This is a genomic window from Streptomyces krungchingensis, assembly GCF_054729265.1.
Map to the genome: position 1 here is coordinate 563,231 of NZ_JBPUKY010000002.1, position 17,382 is coordinate 580,612.

The following is a 17,382-nucleotide window of genomic DNA, read 5'->3' on the forward strand; positions in this document are numbered from 1 at the left end:
GTGGGTCTCCTCGGTGGGCAAGGCCATGGTGGCCGCATCTGCCCCTGGGACGGAGCCGCCAGGCCGTTCTCGACATCGCTGCCACACCTTCTTCGAGAAGTTTCCTGAGCGGCAGTACTCGTCATGTCGGCACCGGACCTGGCGTCCCACGCGTCCATGGCCCACATCACACGTAGGAGCCGCAACCGCGCGTCGACGAGGCGACTGATATCAGTGGCGAGGAACCAGGCCGGCGGCCTGGGACTTCTCTTCGAAAGGAGTGGGGCGTGGGGGACACCGGGGCGGCAGACGCGACGCCGGAGGGGCTCGATGCGTACCGGGGTGAACTGACCGGCTACTGCTATCGGATGCTGGGGGCGTATGCCGAGGCCGAGGACGCCGTGCAGGAGACGCTGGTACGGGCGTGGCGGGGCATCGAGCGGTTCGAGGGGCGGTCGTCGCTGCGGTCGTGGGTGTACCGGATCGCCACGAACGTGTGTCTGGACGCCCTGGCGTCCGGCAACCGGCGGGCCCTGCCGATGGATTTGGCCGGTCCGGCGGACGGGGCAACTCCGCCGGGGACCCTGGAGGACGCCGCCCTGTGGATCGAGCCCTGTCCGGGCGGAGATCCGGAGACGGCCGTGGCGGCGGGCGAGTCGGTGCGGCTGGCGTTCGTCGCGGCGCTCCAGTACCTGCCGCCCAGGCAGCGGGCGACCCTGATCCTGCGGGACGTGCTGGGCTTCTCGGCCCGCGAGGTCGCCGATCTGCACGGCTCCAGCGTCGCCTCGGCCAACAGTGCCCTGCAGCGGGCCCGTTCGACCCTGTCCGCGCGCCGGCACTCCGCGGCCGACCCGGCGCCCGAGCCGTCCGACGCCGTTCGCCGGGTGCTGGCCCAGCGGTACGCCGAGGCCTTTACCCGGTATGACATGGAAGAGTTGAGCATGCTCCTCCATGTGGACGCCACCATGTGCCTGCCGCCGTACGGGAAATGGATGCGCGGAGTCTCCGACATCCAGGCGTGGCTGACCGGTCCGGCCGTCGACTGCCGCGGCTCCCGCCTCGTCCCCACCGTGGCGAACGACGGTCCGGCCTTCGGCCAGTACCGCCCCGCCCCGGACGGAACGGGCTACGTGCCGTGGGCTCTTCAGGTCCTCGAGTTCTCCGGCGACCGCATCACGGGCATCGCGGCCTTCCGCGACACCGGACGCCTCTTCCCGGTCTTCGGCCTCCCGGACCGTCTGCCCGAGGACAGCCATCTCGCCGCCCCGGCCTGATCGCCAGTACGGCTGGAGTCCTTCCACCCACGCCCCCGGCGGTGTCGGTGCGGGGGCCAAGGACGCACGGTCAGATCTCGACCGCGGGGTAGCTCTCGGTGTAGCTGTCGCCGTCGGCGCCGTAGTAGGTGCACGTGCGCGCGCCCAGGTCGACGTCGTACCAGGCGACTCCGGCCTGCCAGCAGCCCTGGAGGAACTCGGGGAAGGCGGTCTCGCCCGCCTGGTCGGCGCGCAGCGCGGCGACCAGGGCCTGCCGGTCGAACGGTGCGACGTCCGCCATCCCGGTGATCAGCGGTTCGCCCTGGACGGCGATGGGACCGGCGTCGGTCAGATAGAGCATCGCGTGGGACGGCACGGCCATCGTGCAGCGGAGGACGCCTGCCTGACGGAGCGACTCGGCGAGGTAGGGGAACCCGCCGACCTCGGGACGGATGGCGGCCGCCCGCTCCAGAGCGGCTTGCAGGTTGGGGATCGCTGTGGTCATGGTTCTTCGGCCTTTCGGGGATGGGGAACGGCGGTCGGCACGACACGCCTGCCGGACTCAGTGCCGGGAGGCATGTGTCTGCCCACTCGCCCGGCGCGCCGATCGGATACAATGACAACATGTTGTCTGACTGGCAATGTGTTGTCAAAGGGAGGAGTGTGCGATGCCCGATGAGGCGGCACTGCTGATCGCCGACGTGTACGAGGCCGCCGGAGCCCTGCGCCGACTGGGCGAGCAGACCGCCGGTGCGGAGGGGCTCACCCAAGCCCGCTGGCAGGTCCTGAGCGCCGTGTCCGAAGAACCGCTCACCGTCCCCCAGGCCGCCCGGCGCCTCGGTGTCAGCCGTCAGAACATCCAGCGCGTCGCCAACGACCTCGTGGAACTCCGGCTGGCCGCCTACGTCCCGAATCCGGAGCATCGCGGCTCCCCCCTGCTGACCCTGACGCCGGCAGGCACGGACACGCTCGCCCGGGTCACCGCCCGAAGCGAGCAGTTGCATCGCACGCTCTTCGCGGCCATCCCCGAGCAGGAGATCCACGCCACCAGGGCGTCGCTGCGTCGACTGCTCACCGAGCTCGACCGTCATGAGGGGACGGCGGGCAAGCGGTAGCCGACGCCGAGACCACGATCCGTCGCCACGACGAGGGGCCGCGGCGGGGGGCGACCCCGGCGTACATGGTCCGTCAGCTCTCCGGCAGCACGAGCCACATCTCGGAGAAGGCGAGGCCGTGCCGATGGTTCACCGTGCCGCAGGGGCAGCCCAGCGTGACTCGACGCCAGTCGCAAGTCACCGTCCACGGACCGTCCTTGCCTCCGCACTCCGGGCAGGCGACGGTGTCGGCTGCCCAGACCCCGGTCGCAGGTCTGGTGCAGTGACGGAACCTCCCCGTGTACCGGGCCTGCCAGGGCTCCACCGGTGGTGTGAGCGGGACAGTGCCGGGCGCCCTCGTCGCGACGAGGGCGGTGAACAGTGAGGTCAGCTCGGGGAACAGGGCCTCGCCTGCCTCGGTCGGCGGCACAGCGCCTTCCGGCGTCCCCGGCACGGGTCCGTACCTCGGGGCCGCGGCGGCAACCGGTGGATTCGGGGCAGCGTGCCAAGGCGACAAGGCGCGGGCGACGGCGGCCAGGAGGGCCGCGGCGGGCGGGCTGACGGCACCGGCGTCGAGGTGATGGACGGCCGTCCGGAGTATGCGTTGAAGTCTTCTGTCCCGGTCCGTCGCCCGGATCCGCTCCGCCGTGCCGCGCCGGGCGGGGAGCGGGGCGGTGAGGCGGGCGAGGACAGCCGCCACCGCTTCGGCGTCCGGTGAGGAGAGGCGCCACTCGTCCGAGGCGAGGTGCTGCCGGGCTCGCCCGGACTCCAGGGCGAGAGCGCGCGTGGGCAGGGGGAGGGGGCTCGATGCTGTGCCCGGTTCTCCGTGCACGCCGGTCATGGGCTCTCTCCTGACTCGCACCGGGCACGACGGGGTACGCGATGGCGGGGCGATCGTCGTGCCCGCCCGCGATTCTTGCAGGTCGTGGCGCGCCATCGCCGTCCCGATGGCCGCCGACGGCGGCCGTACGTCCCGGTCCAGATCTTCCGTCCCCGGCGGTCAGGCGTCCTGGCGGCCGCCGCGGGCGGCGCCTGCCGACGCGGCCACCACGCACAGCACCGCGATCCACTGCGACCAGTGCAGCGACTCCTGGAGGACGACGAGGCCGATGAGAGCTGCCATCGCCGGTTCGAGGCTCATCAGGATGCCGAACACGCGCGGTGGGATCTTGCGCAGTGCTTCCAGGTCCAGCGAGTACGGGATCACCGACGACAACAGGGCCACGCCGAGCCCCGCGATCAGGACCCACGGCTGAGCCAGCGCCGTTCCGCTGTCGGCCACGCCGAACGGCACAGCCACCAGCGCCGCCACGGCCATCCCCAGAGCCAGGCCATTGCCTTCCGTGGTGTGGCGGCCCAGCGCCGCGCCGACCAGGATGTACAGACCCCAGCAGGTTCCCGCGGCGAGGGCGAACAGCAGACCGGCGAGGTCGAGGTCGCCGCGTCCTTCCATCAGCAGCACCACACCGCCCGCCGCGAGCACGGCCCAGAAGGCGTCCAGCCATCGCCTCGACCCGGCCAGAGCCACCGCCAGCGGCCCGAGGAACTCGACGGTCACCGCGATCCCCAGCGGGATCCGTGCCAGCGCCAGGTAGAAGCAGAGGTTCATCAAGCCGAGCGTCACGCCGTAGCCGAGCACCACGGTCCACGTGCGACGGCTCATACGCAGCGACGGCCGCCACAACAGCAGCAGTACCGCCGCCGCGAAGAACAACCGCAACGCGACTGTCCCGAAGCTGCCCACTTCACTGAACAGGTGCTTGGCCAAGGCCGAGCCCACCTGGACACTGACGATGCCCAGCAGCACCAGCGCCGTCGGCGGGATCGTGCCGAAGGAGCTTCCGGCCCGTGCGGTCAGTGAGGAACGGCGCGACGGGCCGCGTTCAGTCCTGGCGACATTCATGGTGGCCACGCGTGGATTGTCGACGAACGGCCGCCGCACGGCACGTCATTTTCACGGGAGCACCCGGGGGCCGGGATTTTCACGGGAGCACCCGGGGGCTGGGCGCCGACTGAAATGCCCTTACCCCCCACCTCCGTTGACGCACAGGCCACCTGGAAACCGCCGCAACCCGTCGACGTGGTCGCTGTCCGGGCTTTCTGAGCTGCGGCGACGCTGCTCAGCGCGGAATGACCCAGCTCGGCGTCCAGGTGCCGGCGGCGTCGTGGTCGGCCGTGGTGGCGGCGAGGTGGGCGCGGAGCGTGGCCAATGCCGGGTGGGGGTTGTCGCGGTGCCAGAGGAGGGAGTGCGGATAGACGGGTGTCGGGTCGGTGACCGGAATACGGCGCAGGCCGTGGCCGGCGGGCCAGACGAGGCGGGTCTGCCCGCCCATGAAGGTCGCCAGGGCCGGGGTGTCGGCGATGGTGTCGAGGAGCGCGTCGGAACCGAAGTTCGGGCCGGTCGCCTCGATGGTGAGGCCGAACGCGGCGACGAGATCGTCGTAGTAGGCGGCCCATTCGCTGCCGGGGACGATGCCGGGCATCCAGATCCGGTGTCCGGCGAGCTGGGCGAGGGTCACCGACCGGGCGGACGCCAGTGCGTGGGCGGGACCGGTGAGGAGCTGGAGCGGCTCGTCGAGCACCCGGACGCACTCGATGTCCTCGGGGAGAGGCCGGTCGGGCGCGGCGACGGCGCGGAAGGAGGCGTCGATCGCACCGGACCTGATGGCGGTGACGGCCGTCTCGATGTCGAGGAGCATCACCACGTCGAGCTCGACCTCGGGGTACGCGCGGTGGAAGCCGCGCATCAGGCCCGACGCCGCACCGCGCGAGGCGATCACGTCGACGCGCAGCGGACGGCGGCCGGTGCGCACGGACGCGACGGCGCGCTCGGCGACGCGCAGCAGCTCGCGCGCGTGGGGCAGGAACGCCTGCCCGTCGATGGTGAGCTCGGCCCCGCGCGGTGTGCGGGTGAACAGCCGCACACCGAGGTCGCGCTCCAGCGCGGCGATGCGCTTGGAGACGGCCTGTTGGCTGACCGCCAGCTCGGCGGCGGCCTCCTGGAACCGTCCCGCGTCCGCGGCGGTGACGAAGGTCCGGACGGTGTCGAGGTCCATGCCGACACTCTACGGTCACAACCATTGGTTGTGGCGATCGGCTCCTTGGTTGTTTGACCCCTGGTCATGGCGCTCGCTTTGATGCTTCCGATCGCGGATCGGTTGTGTGGATCACGGATCGCGGGTCGACCGTGCGGATGAGTGGCGAGGGGTGTCGGGCATGAGGAGCGGACACCGGCTGGGGCGGCCGTTCGGCTGGCTCTGGGGAGCGTACGGGACCAGCGCGCTCGGCACTTGGCTCGCCTTCGGCGCGTTCCCGCTGATCGCCATCCGGGTGCTGGACTCCGGACCGGCCGAGGTCGCCGCGCTCTCCTCCGTGGGAGCGGCGGTCGGGGCGGTCGTGGCTTTGCCGCTCGGCCCCTGGATCGAGTTCCGCCGCAAGCGGGAGGTGCTGATCGCGACGGACCTGATCCGCTGCGCGGCGCTCCTGACGATCCCCGCCGCGTTCGCGCTCGGCGTTCTCACCTTCCTTCAACTCCTGGTCGTCTCGGTCGTCGTCGCCGCGGCCGACATCGCGTTCCGCGCGGCCTCCGGCGCGTACCTGAAGACGCTGCTGCCGGCCGAGGACCTGCTCGTCGCCAACGCCCGCTTCGAGTCGACGGCCTGGACGACCACGATCATCGGACCGCCGCTGGGCGGCGCGGCGATCGGGCTCCTCGGCCCGGTGGCGACGGTGGTGGCCGACGCGGCCAGCTATCTGCTCTCGGCCCTGGGCATCCGTGCGACGGGCGGGCACGAGCCGCGGCCCGAGCGCGGGGAGGCCGCGCGTATGCGGGCCGGGGACCTGCTGGACGGCTGGCGCTACATCCTCGCCGACGCGACACTGCGTCCGCTGTTCTTCAACACCGCCTTGTTCAACGGCCTGGTGATGGCCACCCAGCCGCTGCTGGCCGTCCTGATGCTCGGCCGGCTCGGGTTCGCACCGTGGCAGTACGGCCTCGCCTTCGCCGCGCCCGCGATCGGCGGGCTGCTCGGCTCGCGGCTGGCCCGGCCGCTCGTCACCCGCTTCGGCCGGCGCCAGGTCCTGGTCCTCGCCGGGGCACTGCGCGCGATCTGGCCCATCGGCCTGGCCTTCCTGGGGCCGGGCACCGGAGGGCTGCTCCTGGTGATGGGCGTCGAACTCGGGCTCATCTTCTGCTGCGGGGTCTTCAACCCCGTGTACACCACCTTCCGTCTCGAACGCACCGCGACCGACCGCGTCGCCCGCACACTGACCGCCTGGGCGGTGACGACCAAAGCCTCGACCGCGCTCCTGACGGCGCTCTGGGGTGTGCTGGGCGGTCTGCTCGGCCCGCGCACGGCGATCGGCCTGGCGGGGGTGCTCCTGCTGGCAACCCCGCTGCTGCTCCCGCGACGCGCGTCGGCGCAACACCCGGAGCCGGAGCCGAAGTCGGCGCCGAGTCGCACCTGACGAGGTCTCGTGCTCGTGTGTCACGCCCGGCACGGCGGGGCCGCAAGCTCGGCCAGGTGCTGCAGCGAGCCGGGGAGATGGTCAGGGCCGAACGGCGGGAACCGGAGGTACTCCCGGATGGACTGCGGCACCGCCGACCAGTCGTAGGTGAGCGTGACCTCGGTCGCGGACGGACCGAGCGGCGCAAGGTCGTAACGCCACATCCAGCCGCCGAACTCCAGGCGACCGTCGTCCTTCTCCACCCCGGTCAGCCAGCCGATGGCGCGCGGCGGGTCGAATACCTGGACCTTGTTGGCCACCTGGTAGTCACCGTCCGGATGGTCGGCGTGGTACATGTCCATCCGGAAGATCTGTCCCACCTCGGTGAGCGACGTCCGTTCGGCGGATTCCTGGACCCAGCCGGTGCCGTCGATCGCGGAATGGGTCGTCGGGTCCGCCAGCACCGCGAACACGCTCGCGGCCGGCACGGCGACAGTCAGGGTGGCGCTGACGTGTTCCTCGCTCATGGTGTCCACGCTCCTGGTCATCTCGTCTCGGGCTTCCGCAGGCGCGGAAGGAGGACGTTCCCGACATGCAGACGACTCAGCGAGGCGGAACTCATCGGTCGTGCGCGACAGGCAGCGCTCCTGCCGTCGACCGCCCGTGACATACCCTCGTTGGCGGAGACGCCATGTGATGCCCTGGGCATCAACTCTGGGGAGGCGACGATGCTCGGAAGGGGCACGCGGTTGCTCGCGGGCGCCGTGGCCGCTCTCTGCCTGCTGCTCCTCGGCCCCAGCGCACCGAGCGGTGCCCCCGTCGCCAAGCCGCTGCCCGCCGGCGCCGCCACGGACGTCGTACCGAACCGGGTCATGACGTGGAACATCTGCAATCCCTGCAATCGAAGCGGGCAGAACCTCGGCCGCGCCATGGAGATCGCCACGTATGCGCCGCAGGTCGTCGGCCTGCAGGAAGCCTGCGTGCGTGACGTCGAGAAGATCCGGGAGTACCTGGAGAACTTCTACGGGCTCGTGTACCACGTCGAGTACGGGTCGGTTCTCCGCAATTGGGGCCGCTGCGGAGGATGGCCGTGGCGCCCCGGGGGCTTCGGTCAGGCGATCCTCTCGGCGGCGCCGATGACGGACCGCGTGACCGTCGAATACCCCGACGGCGGATCCGAGGACCGTGGGTACATGGCGGTCACCACCACGGTGAGCGGCCGTTCCGTCCGCGTCTTCAACACCCACCTCGCCCAGCGGCGTCAAGAGGCAGTCCGAGCGGACCAGATCGGCGTACTCGCCGCGGCAGTCGCCCGGCATGACCGCGCGATCGTTCTCGGTGACTTCAATTCCGTGCCGGACGCCCCCGAACTCAGCCGGATGTGGCCGCTGGCCGCGGACGCGGACCCCCAGTGCCGTCCCTCGGCCGCCGGCGCCTGCGAGCCGACCACCGACTGGTACAGCAAGTTCGACTACGTCTTCCTTCGAGGCATCGCCCCGCTCGCCCGCCGTGTGCATCCCAGCCCGTACTCGGACCACCATCTGCTGTACGCCGACCTGGGCGCGACCTAGCCGTCGTCGGCGGCGTCTCCAGTACTCCGGAGCCGGAGCCAGGGCCGGGGCCAAGTCGGCCGGGACCGAGGAACTGACGCACCCGACCGGGGGTGTTGGCGACCGGTGAGGGTTCACGATTCGTGCGGCAGCCGCGTTGATCGATAGGGTGCGGGGTCACGACCGCACCCCGTTCGATCCACGGGCCGGTCAGGGCTAGGCCGCAGTCGGTGGCATCTCCACGGCTGCCGTGCCGATCTCTGCCTGCCCCGGCCCTGGGACACGGGGGCGATCCTCACGGCGGGGGCAGTCGGGCCCCGGCCGACGGGCCAGGAGGAACGAGTGGCACAGATCATCGCCGAGGTCTCACGGACGTTCAACGAGTTTCTGCTCCTGCCGAACCGGACCCGGACCGACTGCTCGGTCGCGACGGTCGATCTGCGCGCGCCCCTGGTACGGCACATCGCGGGCGAGGCGTCGGCGATCGAGCTGCGGTCCCCGTTCACGTCCGCGATCATGCAGGCTGTCAGTACACCCGAGTTGGCGATCGCGCTCGCGCGCAACGGCGGTCTCAGCTTCCTGCACCACAACCAGCCGATCCCGGACCAGGCCGCGGCGGTCCGCCAGGTGAAGAACTTCAAGGCCGGATTCGTCCCCAGCGACACGAACGTCCGTCCCGGCGACAGCCTGGGCGTCCTGGTCGACGTCATGCGCCGCACCGGCCACAGCACCGCCGCGGTCACCCACGACGGGACGGCCACCGGCCGCCTGCTCGGCCTGGTGACCTCCCGGGACTTCCACCCCCAGCGCCACGACCTGGACGGCCCGGTCAGCGGACGCATGACCGCTGTCGCCGACCTGGCGCCCGCCGGGCCCGACATCACGCTGTCCGAGGCCAACGCGCGGTTGTGGGACGAGCGGCTGGACTGCCTCCCGGTGCTGGACGCCGAGGGCCACCTGCAGCATCTGGTGTTCCGTTCCGACTACGCGGACAACAAGCGTTTCCCGAACCAGGTCGTGGACGGTGCCAAGCGTCTGCGCGTGGGCGCGGGTATCAACACCCACGACTACCAGGAGCGCGTCCCCGCCCTGCTGGAGGCGGGTGTGGACGTGCTGTGCTTCGACTCGTCCGACGGCTACAGCGACTGGCAGGCGAAGGCTCTGACCTGGGTGAAGAAGCACTATCCGGAGGTCCCGGTCGGCGGCGGCAACGTGGTCGACGGCGAGGCCTTCTCCTTCCTCGCCGAGGCGGGGGCGGACTTCGTCAAGGTCGGAGTGGGCGGCGGCTCCATCTGCATCACCCGGGACCAGAAGGGCATCGGCCGCGGCCAGGCCAGCGCCGTGCTGGACGTCGCGGAGGCCCGGGACGCCTTCCGCGAGCGCACCGGCGAGTACGTGCCGATCTGTTCCGACGGCGGGCTGGTGCACGACTACCACGTCTCCCTGGCACTCGCGATGGGAGCCGACTTCGTCATGATGGGGAGGTACTTCGCGCGCTTCGACCAGGCGGCCGGCGCGAAGCTGCCCACGCGCGACGGCTTCGTGAAGGAGTACTGGGGCGAGGGTTCGAACCGGGCCCGCAACTGGCAGCGCTACGGCCAGGGAGGCCAGGGGCTGGTCTTCGAGGAAGGCGTGGACGGCCATGTCCCCTATGCGGGCGACCTCAACGAAGGGCTCGCCCTGACCATCGCCAAGCTCAAGGCCACGATGGTGTCCTGCGGCTCCACCACTCTGCCGGAGTTCCAGTCCACGGCCCGGCTGACCCTCGTCTCGGACCAGAGCTTCCAGGAGAGCCACGCCAACGTCACCGTGCGGGAAGCCCCGGCGACGGTCTCCTGACAGGTTGCCGGGGGGCTCGCGGTCTGACGGGGCCCCACCAGCGCGTGAGTGCGGCGAACGCGGGTTGGTAGAACGTGGCCGCCATGGCCGCTCCGGCCATCAGCCAGCCGGCCGCGAAGACGTAGAAATTCGGGGCCACGGCGATGAGCAGGACCGACGCGACCGCGAGCAGCGAGCCGTTGGTCATGACGGCGCGAAGTCCTCGACGGTCGAGGATGCGACCGACCGGTATGCCCGCGAGAGCCGAAGTGAGCAGAGCAGCGGAGAACACTGCGGTCGTGGCAGCCCGCGACCAGCCGGTGTCCGCCGTCAAGTGGGGGAGAAGCACAGGGAAGGAGTAGTAGACGAGACGATGCCCCAGCTGGTGATCTGGGTGGCGTACAAGGCGGGCAGGGCTGCGCGGGGTCGCGACCGGTCCCCGGCTCCGGTCGCGGACCCGCTGGTCTGAAGGTTGGCCCTCAACGTCAGCAGCAGCTTGCTGATGATGCCGTCGTCTCGTCCGGCGCGTCCTCGGTCGGGCCGGTGCAGCAGGTGCTGCCCTGTTGCTTGGTGAGGGTGTCGGCGTCGGCCTTCACGACGTAGACCTCCCAGGGTTCCTGCCCTGGGCCGTGGACCCAGACCTTGTCCTGGACGGCGTAGCAGCAGGTGGTGTCGTTCTCCACATCGGTGGCCAGGCCGGCTTCGAGCAGGCGGGCGGTGGCGCCCTGCACCGCTTCGGTCGTCTCCACCTCGACGCCGAGGTGGTCCATGCGGGTGTCCTCGCCTGCGGCACCTTCGATCAGGACGAGCTTGAGCGGGGGTTCGGCGATGGCGAAGTTGGCGTAGCCGTCGCGGAGTTTGGCGGGCTCGGTACCGAAGAGCTTGCTGTAGAAGGCGATGGACGCGGCGAGGTCGGGGACGCGGAGGGCGAGCTGTACGCGGGACATGGCGTGCCTCCTGCTGGTGGTGGACGGGGTGGTGTCAGCAGCCGCCGGACGGGGCCGGAGCGCCGATGCCGATCTGGAGCGTGGCCGGGGCCGCGCAGCAGCCTCCGCCGTTGCTGTCCTGCGCGGCGGCGGGGTCGTCGAAGAGGCCGGCGCCGCCGCAGACTCCGGTCTCGGGCAGGGTCAGCTCGACCCGCTCGGCGGCCTCCTGGTCGCCCGCGAGGGCGGCGGCGATCGAGCGGACCTGCTCGTAGCCGGTCATCGCCAGGAATGTGGGGGCGCGGCCGTAGGACTTCATGCCGACGAGGTAGACGTCCTTCTCCGGGTGGGACAGCTCGTTGACGCCGTGCGGGTAGACCGTTCCGCACGAGTGCTGGTTGGGGTCGATGAGCGGGGCCAGCTCGGTGGGCGCCTGCAGGCGTTCGTCGAGGCCGAGGCGGATCTCGGAGAGGAAGGACAGGTCGGGGCGGAATCCGGTGAGGACGACGACTTCGTCGACCGGGTCGATGCGGCGTCCGTCTTCGCCGACGAGCACCAGGCGGCCGTCGGTGTCGCGCTCGATGACGTCGGTGCGGAAGCCGGTGACCGCGTCGGCGTGACCGTCGTCGACGGCGGCCTTCGCTGCGAGCCCGAGGGCGCCGCGAGCGGGGAGTTGGTCGGCGGCGCCCCCGCCGAAGGTGGAGCCGGAGATGCCCCGGCGCAGGATCCACACGCCCTTGGTGTCGACGCCGTCGTCGGACTTGGCCAGGTCGGCGAGGTGAGCGAGCGCGGTGAAGGCGGAGGCGCCGGAGCCGATGACCGCGGTGCGCTTGCCCGCGTACCGGGCACGTACGGCCGGGTTCTTGAGGTCCGGCACGCGGTACGTGACCCGGTCGGCCGCGGCCTTCTCACCGAGGGCCGGAAGGCCGCTCGCGCCCGCCGGGCTCGGGGTGGTCCAGGTGCCTGAGGCGTCGATCACCGCTCGGGCGGACAGCCGCTCCTCACGGCCGTCGGCGCGGGTGACGTGGACGACGAACGGCTGGGCTTCGCGGTCGGCGTCCACGATCCGGTCGCGGCCCGCCCGGGAGACTCCGGTGACGGTGGAGCCGTAGCGCACCTGCTCGCCGAGGACGTCGGCCAGCGGCTGGAGGTACTTCTCCGCCCAGTCGCCGCCCGAGGGGTAGGTGGTGACATCCGGCTTCACCCACCCCGTGGGGGCCAGCAGCTTCTCCGCGGCCGGATCGGTGACCTCGCCCCAGGTGGAGAACAGCCGGCAGTGCGCCCATGCGCGCACTGCCGCTCCGGCGGCGGGACCGGCTTCCAGGACCAGCGGGGTGAGACCGCGGTCGACCAGGTGGGCGGCAGCGGCGAGTCCGGCCGGGCCGGCTCCGATCACGACGACGGGCAGATCGGTGGTGACAGGCGCGTTCACGGTCGACTCCTCGTTATTTCGACATCCGTCGATGACTTGCGCGGCCAGCATGGCATCTGATTCGACGAACGTCAACATAGACATCTATCTAATTCACCCGCGTCTGGGTGACTGTTCCGGCCCTCGCCAGGCTGGTTTGATGTATGTCAACATAGATGTATGTCGAATACGGAGCTGTTGCCGCTGACGGAGCCCGCCGACCAGGCCGTGGAACCGTGCTGCCCACCGCTCACCGAGCGCGCCCTGACGGCCGAGGAAGCCGAGCGGACCGCTGCGATGTTCAAGGCGCTCGGTGACCCCGTGCGGCTGCGGCTGTTCTCACTCGTCGCCTCGCACGAGGGCGGCGAGGCGTGCGTGTGCGACATCTCCGACGTCGGGGTCTCCCAGCCGACCGTCTCCCACCACCTGAAGAAGCTCAAGGAAGCCGGGTTGCTCAGCTCCGAACGGCGCGGCACGTGGGTCTACTACCGGGTGGAGCCGTCGGTGGTCGCCGCGATGGGGCAGATGCTCGGCACCATGGGCTGAACACGCTCGAGCGAGGAGGGTTCGGTGAGCGAGTCCGCTGTGGACCGCGAGGCGGTCCACGAGGAGATGGAGCGCGCCCGTGCGGCGTTCCATCAACTCCTCGACCACGCCGCCGAGGCCGACCTGCGCCGGCCGACCGACGGCACCCGCTGGACCAACGAACAACTGCTGTTCCACATGCTCTTCGGGTACATCCTGATCCGGCCCCTCCTGGTCCTGCTGCGGATCTTCGGACGGTTGCCGCACGGAGCCGGTCGAACCTTTGCCGACGGCAGCTTCGCGGTGCTGGGCGTCAACCTCCGCTTCACCATGGTCATGGCCGGAGGCTCGATCGCAGGCGCCCTCCTGGGCGGACTGCTCCTCGGAGTCTTCTCAGACCTGGTACTCATCCCCGCACTGGCCGTGATCCTGCTTGTCTCCGCGGTCAAGCTTGCCCGTCACGAGTGATTCTCTCTGACCCTTGCGACGTCGCCACCACTCCGTAGAGGCCGAGGGCGATGATGCCTGCGCCGATCCAGGCCCAGCCCTTGTGCTCGTGGATGCCCTGTCACACCAGTCAGGCACCGCCGATCTCGAAGAGGCCGGCGACGACGATCAGGGCGATGGAACGAGCAGCGGTCATGCCGGCGGACCCTACCGGCGGCCCGCGCCGGTGATCTTCAGCGGATCATCGGACGCCTTGCAGCCGCATGCACTCTCCCCTGCATTCTTGGGCGAGCAGGAGCAAGTACGGCGACGCTGTCCGAGCCACCACGTTCCGGCGGCGAGCACGGCCAGGACGACGGCGACGGCAGGCAACCAGCCGACGATCGCTCCGGCGCCCGCACCGACGACGCCCGCCGTGATCAGGACGGGCAGCGCACAGCAGGCCACACAGGCCAGGGCAGCCAGGCCCCCGAGCGCCGTGGATGCCTTGTGCGGGCGGGAGTCAGCAGCAGGCTCCGGCATGACGGTTCTCCTCGGCCAGGTCGGTGAAGGGGATGGGGCAGCAGGAACTGGAGGCGCAGACGGTCAGGTCGTCGCAGCCCGCATCAACGGCGGCGACCAGGGTCGTGCGGATGGTGGTCAGGTCGGCGATCTTCGCTTCGACCTCGGCGAGCTTGGCTGCGGCGCGCTCCTGCAGCCCTGCCACCGGCCGACCGTGACGGTGCCCGCCGGCCTCCAGCAGCTCGGCGACCTCCTCCAACGTGAACCCGAGCCGTTGAGCTGCCTTGATCACCCGCAGCGCAGTGACCGCATCCTCGCCGTAGAGACGGTGACCGCCGCTGCTCCGTTGTGGCTCGGCGAGCAGACCGCGCCGCTCGTAGTAACGCAGCGTCTGGATGTTCACCCCAGCCGCCTCGGCAACCTGACCGCTGCGCAGGCCCGCGCTCATCCCTGCTCCCCAGCGACAGCAGCCCGGGAGGCGAGAGCGTCCAGCACCGCGGCGTGCGACTGGTCGACCGAGATCACCAGTTGGACCAGATCGTCGCCGGGGGTGGTCGTGAAAGCGAAGAACGAGCAGCAGCCGCTCTCGCGCTCCACCAAGTCCCGGACCCGCTCCTCGACGCCGGGCCCGCCCGCCAGATCAAGACACAGGTGAAGCGGCTCGGGACGCGACAGAGACCTCAGCCGCTCGGAGAACAGCGCATCCCACTCCGCGACCCGCAAAGGCCGCTGCTCGGTGGGCAGCGCGCAGGACCGCGGCACCCACGCAAGATCACTCATCGCACTCACTCCCGTCATCGTGTCCCCATGGCGAGGACACTCCCGACGGTAAACCTGTACCTAGGTACCGGTTGCAAGTCCGTCGACGGATCAGCGCCGGCTGCCACCGGAGCCGGGCGGCGCGATGAGTATCGAGGCAGCTGTCCGAGCAGTTCAGCGATCTCCTGGGCGATGTCCCGGACAGTCGATCTGCCGCTGGTGGGCGGCCCGTCGTTCCTGACCTACGCCGCGGGGGATGTCGGGCAGCGGAGCCTTCCCGGCATTCACTACGCGCCGCTGCCCGCGAACGTCGCCTCCCGGGTGCGCGAGGTCCTCCGCACGCTGTCTGACGGCCCCGACGCGTCGCTTACGGGCCTCAGCCGCGGAGGACTTCAGCGATCGCGCGTGCCGCCTCACGCGAGGGGCGACCGACGCCGATGAGAGTGGCGGAGGCCGGACCGGTCCAGTCGCCGTAGCCGAGCAGGTGCAGGCGCGGTTCATCCGTCGCGCGGGTACCGGACGTGGCGATACGGCCGCGTTGGCCGCGGAGTCGGAGTGGCGCCAGGTGAGAGAGCGCGGGGCGGAAGCCGGTGCACCAGATGATGGCGTCGGCCTCGGCGCGGGTGCCGTCGGCCCACTCGACGCCGCCGGGGATCACCCGGCGGAACATCGGGGTTGCCTTGAGCAGACCGCGGTCGCGGGCCTCGCGTACGGGCGGGACGGCGACGATGTCGCCGAGCGAGGCAACGCCGCCCGCATCCGTACGGCCCTCGTCGAGGGCGCGGCGGCGGGCGGTGGCCGCGTCGAACAGCGCTCGACCGTCGATGTCGTCGGCCAGGAAACGCGGAGGGCGCTGGGTGACCCAGGTCAGCTCGGTGTCGTACGCGAGGTCGACGGCGATCTGCGCGCCGGAGTTGCCGCCGCCGACCACGATCACGCGACGTCCCGCGATCTCCTCGGGTGATCGGTAGTCGACGGTGTGCATCTGATCGCCGCCGAAGTCCCGGCGTCCGGGCACGGCGGGCAGGAAGGGCCGCCACCATGTGCCCGTCGCGCTGACGACCGCTTGCGCATGCCAGGTTCCACAGTCGCTCTCCACCCGCAGGAGCCGGCCCTCCCGGTGTACGCCGACGACCCGCACCGGCCGCTGGACGGGCAGGTCATAGCGTTTCTCGTAGTCGCGCAGATACGACACGACATGCCCCGCGTCCGGATACTCCTCGCCACTCTGCGCGGGCATGAGCCACCCCGGCAGCGAGGAGAACGCGGCCGGGGAGAACAGGTGCAGCGAGTCCCAGGTGTGCTGCCAGGCGCCGCCCGGTGCGGTCTGGGCATCGAGGATGACGAACTCGATGCCCAGTCGGCGCAGGTGGTACCCGGCGGCGAGCCCGGCCTGGCCGCCGCCGATCACTACGACCTGCGTGGTCAGCGTCATCCGGCGGGCTGCTCGGCCTTGCTCCGGCCGGAGGTGAAGATGAGCGCCACCAGCGCCAGCCCCAGCACGGCGCCGATGATCTGCATGCCGATGAACCCGGGAACCGAGCCGGGTGCGATGCCGGCGAAGGTGTCGGTGAAGGCGCGGCCGATCGTGACCGCCGGGTTGGCGAAGGAAGTGGAGGAGGTGAACCAGTAGGCGGCGCCGATGTAGGAGGCCACGGCCACGGGGGCGAAGCGCAGTCGGTCGGTGCGGGCCAGGCCGAAGATCAGCAGGATCAGCCCGGCGGTGGCCACGACCTCGCCGAGCAGCAGGTGGCCTGCCGAGCGGTCGTGCGTGGACCACTTCACCAGCGGTTCGCCGAACATCGCGTCCGCGAGTACCGCGCCCGCGATCGCACCGACGATCTGAGCGGGTACGTAGACGAGCACTTCCCGGGAGGTGACTCCGGCGCCGCCGCGGCGGGCCGTCCACCACTCCGTCAGGGTGACGGCCGGGTTGAAGTGCGCGCCGGACACCGGGCCCAGCAGAAGGATCAGGACGCCGAGGCCGAAGACGGTCGCGGTGGAGTTGGCCAGCAGTTGCAGACCGACGTCCTTGGTCAGCTCGGTGGCCTGGATGCCGGAGCCGACGACGATCGCGACCAGCGCCGCGGTCCCGACGAGTTCGGCAGCCGCCCGGGCGGTCAGCGGGGGAGTCGGGGGCGGAGTGGCGCCCGGTGCGGGCTGCGGCACGGGCCCGGGAGAGGCTGTGGCGCTGCCTTCGGCGTCGTCGCGCTCGGTGGCCTCGGTGGCGGTCAACAGGACTCCTCGGTGCAGGTGGCCGCGGGGGCGGGGATCAGGGACAGGACCGCTTGATGTTGTTCTCGGCAGTGGCGCGCGCGGTCTCCGCCAGGTCGGCGAACTGGCCCGCGAGGGAGGCGATGACGTCGGGCCTGAGCCGGAAGTAGGTGAACCGGCCGCACGGCTCGGTCTCCACGACCCCGGCCTCACGCAGCACCTTCAGGTGATTGGAGAGGTTGGTCTGCTTGGCTCCCGTCTCCTCGATCAGGTGCGTGCTGCAGAGCGTCTCCCTGGCGAGCAGGGTGACGATCTGGAGCCTGAGCGGGTCGGCGAGAACCCGCATCAGATCAGTGTCGACTGATGTCATCATGGACTGATAATTTCACATCAGTGGTAGCTGACACCATCGGGTACTGATGTATTCAGGACCCGCCTTTACGCGAGACAGTCGCGAGAACA

General features: G+C 70.8%; 20 protein-coding genes and 2 pseudogenes. 7 read left to right on the forward strand and 15 right to left on the reverse strand.

Annotated elements, in window-relative coordinates:
- Positions 1-266 precede the first annotated feature (266 nt).
- Positions 267-1,253 (forward strand): sigma-70 family RNA polymerase sigma factor, encoded by a 987-nt coding sequence (locus ACSYGO_RS43170; protein ID WP_460390074.1) that lies wholly within the window; start codon positions 267-269, stop codon positions 1,251-1,253.
- A 70-nt stretch (positions 1,254-1,323) separates the two neighbouring features.
- Here the strand turns inward: ACSYGO_RS43170 and ACSYGO_RS43175 are convergent, their stop codons facing one another.
- Positions 1,324-1,737: a DUF1398 family protein gene (locus ACSYGO_RS43175; protein WP_460390075.1), complete on the reverse strand. Its 414-nt coding sequence runs from the start codon at positions 1,735-1,737 to the stop codon at positions 1,324-1,326.
- A 163-nt stretch (positions 1,738-1,900) separates the two neighbouring features.
- On the opposite strand from ACSYGO_RS43175, the gene ACSYGO_RS43180 reads away from it, so the two are divergent.
- The gene (locus tag ACSYGO_RS43180) at positions 1,901-2,347 is read left to right on the forward strand and encodes a MarR family winged helix-turn-helix transcriptional regulator (protein ID WP_460390076.1); all 447 of its coding nucleotides are present in this window, start codon (positions 1,901-1,903) and stop codon (positions 2,345-2,347) included.
- Positions 2,348-2,420: 73 nt separating this feature from the next.
- Here the strand turns inward: ACSYGO_RS43180 and ACSYGO_RS43185 are convergent, their stop codons facing one another.
- The 3 genes from ACSYGO_RS43185 to ACSYGO_RS43195 form a co-directional block, all read right to left on the reverse strand.
- Positions 2,421-3,167, reverse strand: coding sequence for a hypothetical protein (locus tag ACSYGO_RS43185; RefSeq protein WP_460390077.1), 747 nt, complete (start codon positions 3,165-3,167; stop codon positions 2,421-2,423).
- Between the two features lie 159 nt (positions 3,168-3,326).
- Positions 3,327-4,229, reverse strand: a complete 903-nt coding sequence (locus ACSYGO_RS43190) for an EamA family transporter (protein ID WP_426675389.1) — start codon at positions 4,227-4,229, stop codon at positions 3,327-3,329.
- A gap of 217 nt (positions 4,230-4,446) precedes the next feature.
- On the reverse strand, positions 4,447-5,382 hold the full coding sequence (locus tag ACSYGO_RS43195; RefSeq protein WP_460390078.1) for a LysR family transcriptional regulator: 936 nt from the start codon (positions 5,380-5,382) through the stop codon (positions 4,447-4,449).
- A 160-nt stretch (positions 5,383-5,542) separates the two neighbouring features.
- On the opposite strand from ACSYGO_RS43195, the gene ACSYGO_RS43200 reads away from it, so the two are divergent.
- A complete protein-coding gene (locus ACSYGO_RS43200) occupies positions 5,543-6,793 on the forward strand; it encodes an MFS transporter (protein WP_460390079.1) in 1,251 nt (416 codons plus the stop codon).
- 20 nt (positions 6,794-6,813) lie between these two features.
- Here the strand turns inward: ACSYGO_RS43200 and ACSYGO_RS43205 are convergent, their stop codons facing one another.
- Entirely contained in the window at positions 6,814-7,299 is a 486-nt protein-coding gene (locus ACSYGO_RS43205) for an SRPBCC family protein (protein WP_460390080.1), read from the reverse strand.
- Between the two features lie 201 nt (positions 7,300-7,500).
- On the opposite strand from ACSYGO_RS43205, the gene ACSYGO_RS43210 reads away from it, so the two are divergent.
- Positions 7,501-8,343: an endonuclease/exonuclease/phosphatase family protein gene (locus ACSYGO_RS43210; protein WP_460390081.1), complete on the forward strand. Its 843-nt coding sequence runs from the start codon at positions 7,501-7,503 to the stop codon at positions 8,341-8,343.
- Between the two features lie 321 nt (positions 8,344-8,664).
- Complete coding sequence (locus tag ACSYGO_RS43215; RefSeq protein ID WP_460390082.1) at positions 8,665-10,161, forward strand: IMP dehydrogenase; 1,497 nt, start codon at positions 8,665-8,667, stop codon at positions 10,159-10,161.
- Between the two features lie 13 nt (positions 10,162-10,174).
- Here ACSYGO_RS43215 and ACSYGO_RS43220 read toward each other — a convergent pair.
- The 3 genes and pseudogenes from ACSYGO_RS43220 to ACSYGO_RS43230 form a co-directional block, all read right to left on the reverse strand.
- Positions 10,175-10,623, reverse strand: a pseudogene (locus tag ACSYGO_RS43220) (MFS transporter); the annotation flags it as partial.
- Positions 10,624-10,625: 2 nt separating this feature from the next.
- Positions 10,626-11,087, reverse strand: coding sequence for an ArsI/CadI family heavy metal resistance metalloenzyme (locus ACSYGO_RS43225; RefSeq protein WP_432176498.1), 462 nt, complete (start codon positions 11,085-11,087; stop codon positions 10,626-10,628).
- A gap of 34 nt (positions 11,088-11,121) precedes the next feature.
- On the reverse strand, positions 11,122-12,495 hold the full coding sequence (locus ACSYGO_RS43230; RefSeq protein ID WP_460390425.1) for an NAD(P)-binding domain-containing protein: 1,374 nt from the start codon (positions 12,493-12,495) through the stop codon (positions 11,122-11,124).
- Positions 12,496-12,654: 159 nt separating this feature from the next.
- Here ACSYGO_RS43230 and ACSYGO_RS43235 point away from each other — a divergent pair, with 159 nt between their 5' ends.
- Positions 12,655-13,020 carry an ArsR/SmtB family transcription factor gene (locus ACSYGO_RS43235; protein WP_426675145.1) on the forward strand — a complete coding sequence of 122 codons (366 nt, stop codon included), beginning with the start codon at positions 12,655-12,657 and terminating at the stop codon, positions 13,018-13,020.
- 24 nt (positions 13,021-13,044) lie between these two features.
- Positions 13,045-13,467 carry a hypothetical protein gene (locus ACSYGO_RS43240; protein ID WP_460390084.1) on the forward strand — a complete coding sequence of 141 codons (423 nt, stop codon included), beginning with the start codon at positions 13,045-13,047 and terminating at the stop codon, positions 13,465-13,467.
- Here ACSYGO_RS43240 and ACSYGO_RS43245 read toward each other — a convergent pair.
- The 7 genes and pseudogenes from ACSYGO_RS43245 to ACSYGO_RS43275 form a co-directional block, all read right to left on the reverse strand.
- A pseudogene (locus ACSYGO_RS43245) lies at positions 13,460-13,642 on the reverse strand (YnfA family protein); the annotation flags it as partial. The gene ACSYGO_RS43240 and the pseudogene ACSYGO_RS43245 overlap by 8 nt on opposite strands.
- An 11-nt stretch (positions 13,643-13,653) precedes the next feature.
- The gene (locus ACSYGO_RS43250; RefSeq protein WP_432176502.1) at positions 13,654-13,968 is read right to left on the reverse strand and encodes a hypothetical protein; all 315 of its coding nucleotides are present in this window, start codon (positions 13,966-13,968) and stop codon (positions 13,654-13,656) included.
- Positions 13,949-14,395, reverse strand: a complete 447-nt coding sequence (locus tag ACSYGO_RS43255; RefSeq protein ID WP_432186376.1) for a MerR family transcriptional regulator — start codon at positions 14,393-14,395, stop codon at positions 13,949-13,951. Before ACSYGO_RS43255 ends, ACSYGO_RS43250 begins: the two co-directional genes overlap by 20 nt.
- On the reverse strand, positions 14,392-14,727 hold the full coding sequence (locus ACSYGO_RS43260) for a hypothetical protein (protein ID WP_432176504.1): 336 nt from the start codon (positions 14,725-14,727) through the stop codon (positions 14,392-14,394). The genes ACSYGO_RS43255 and ACSYGO_RS43260 overlap by 4 nt, the downstream gene beginning before the upstream one ends.
- Positions 14,728-15,082: 355 nt before the next feature.
- Complete coding sequence (locus ACSYGO_RS43265) at positions 15,083-16,141, reverse strand: ArsO family NAD(P)H-dependent flavin-containing monooxygenase (protein WP_460390085.1); 1,059 nt, start codon at positions 16,139-16,141, stop codon at positions 15,083-15,085.
- Positions 16,138-16,941 carry an aquaporin gene (locus tag ACSYGO_RS43270; protein ID WP_460390086.1) on the reverse strand — a complete coding sequence of 268 codons (804 nt, stop codon included), beginning with the start codon at positions 16,939-16,941 and terminating at the stop codon, positions 16,138-16,140. Before ACSYGO_RS43270 ends, ACSYGO_RS43265 begins: the two co-directional genes overlap by 4 nt.
- A 37-nt stretch (positions 16,942-16,978) precedes the next feature.
- Positions 16,979-17,293, reverse strand: a complete 315-nt coding sequence (locus ACSYGO_RS43275) for an ArsR/SmtB family transcription factor (RefSeq protein WP_426675139.1) — start codon at positions 17,291-17,293, stop codon at positions 16,979-16,981.
- Positions 17,294-17,382 lie beyond the last annotated feature (89 nt).

Bases quoted from the DNA above. Each gene is read 5' to 3' on its own strand.
- ACSYGO_RS43265 (WP_460390085.1), bottom strand. From the start codon at position 16,141: ATGACGCTGACCACGCAGGTCGTAGTGATCGGCGGCGGCCAGGCCGGG.
- ACSYGO_RS43235 (WP_426675145.1), top strand. From the start codon at position 12,655: ATGTCGAATACGGAGCTGTTGCCGCTGACGGAGCCCGCCGACCAGGCC.
- ACSYGO_RS43175 (WP_460390075.1), bottom strand. From the start codon at position 1,737: ATGACCACAGCGATCCCCAACCTGCAAGCCGCTCTGGAGCGGGCGGCC.
- ACSYGO_RS43250 (WP_432176502.1), bottom strand. From the start codon at position 13,968: ATGCCGGAGCCTGCTGCTGACTCCCGCCCGCACAAGGCATCCACGGCG.
- ACSYGO_RS43205 (WP_460390080.1), bottom strand. From the start codon at position 7,299: ATGAGCGAGGAACACGTCAGCGCCACCCTGACTGTCGCCGTGCCGGCC.
- ACSYGO_RS43260 (WP_432176504.1), bottom strand. From the start codon at position 14,727: ATGAGTGATCTTGCGTGGGTGCCGCGGTCCTGCGCGCTGCCCACCGAG.
- ACSYGO_RS43275 (WP_426675139.1), bottom strand. From the start codon at position 17,293: ATGATGACATCAGTCGACACTGATCTGATGCGGGTTCTCGCCGACCCG.
- ACSYGO_RS43225 (WP_432176498.1), bottom strand. From the start codon at position 11,087: ATGTCCCGCGTACAGCTCGCCCTCCGCGTCCCCGACCTCGCCGCGTCC.
- ACSYGO_RS43190 (WP_426675389.1), bottom strand. From the start codon at position 4,229: ATGAATGTCGCCAGGACTGAACGCGGCCCGTCGCGCCGTTCCTCACTG.
- ACSYGO_RS43200 (WP_460390079.1), top strand. From the start codon at position 5,543: ATGAGGAGCGGACACCGGCTGGGGCGGCCGTTCGGCTGGCTCTGGGGA.
- ACSYGO_RS43255 (WP_432186376.1), bottom strand. From the start codon at position 14,395: ATGAGCGCGGGCCTGCGCAGCGGTCAGGTTGCCGAGGCGGCTGGGGTG.
- ACSYGO_RS43180 (WP_460390076.1), top strand. From the start codon at position 1,901: ATGCCCGATGAGGCGGCACTGCTGATCGCCGACGTGTACGAGGCCGCC.
- ACSYGO_RS43210 (WP_460390081.1), top strand. From the start codon at position 7,501: ATGCTCGGAAGGGGCACGCGGTTGCTCGCGGGCGCCGTGGCCGCTCTC.
- ACSYGO_RS43185 (WP_460390077.1), bottom strand. From the start codon at position 3,167: ATGACCGGCGTGCACGGAGAACCGGGCACAGCATCGAGCCCCCTCCCC.
- ACSYGO_RS43195 (WP_460390078.1), bottom strand. From the start codon at position 5,382: ATGGACCTCGACACCGTCCGGACCTTCGTCACCGCCGCGGACGCGGGA.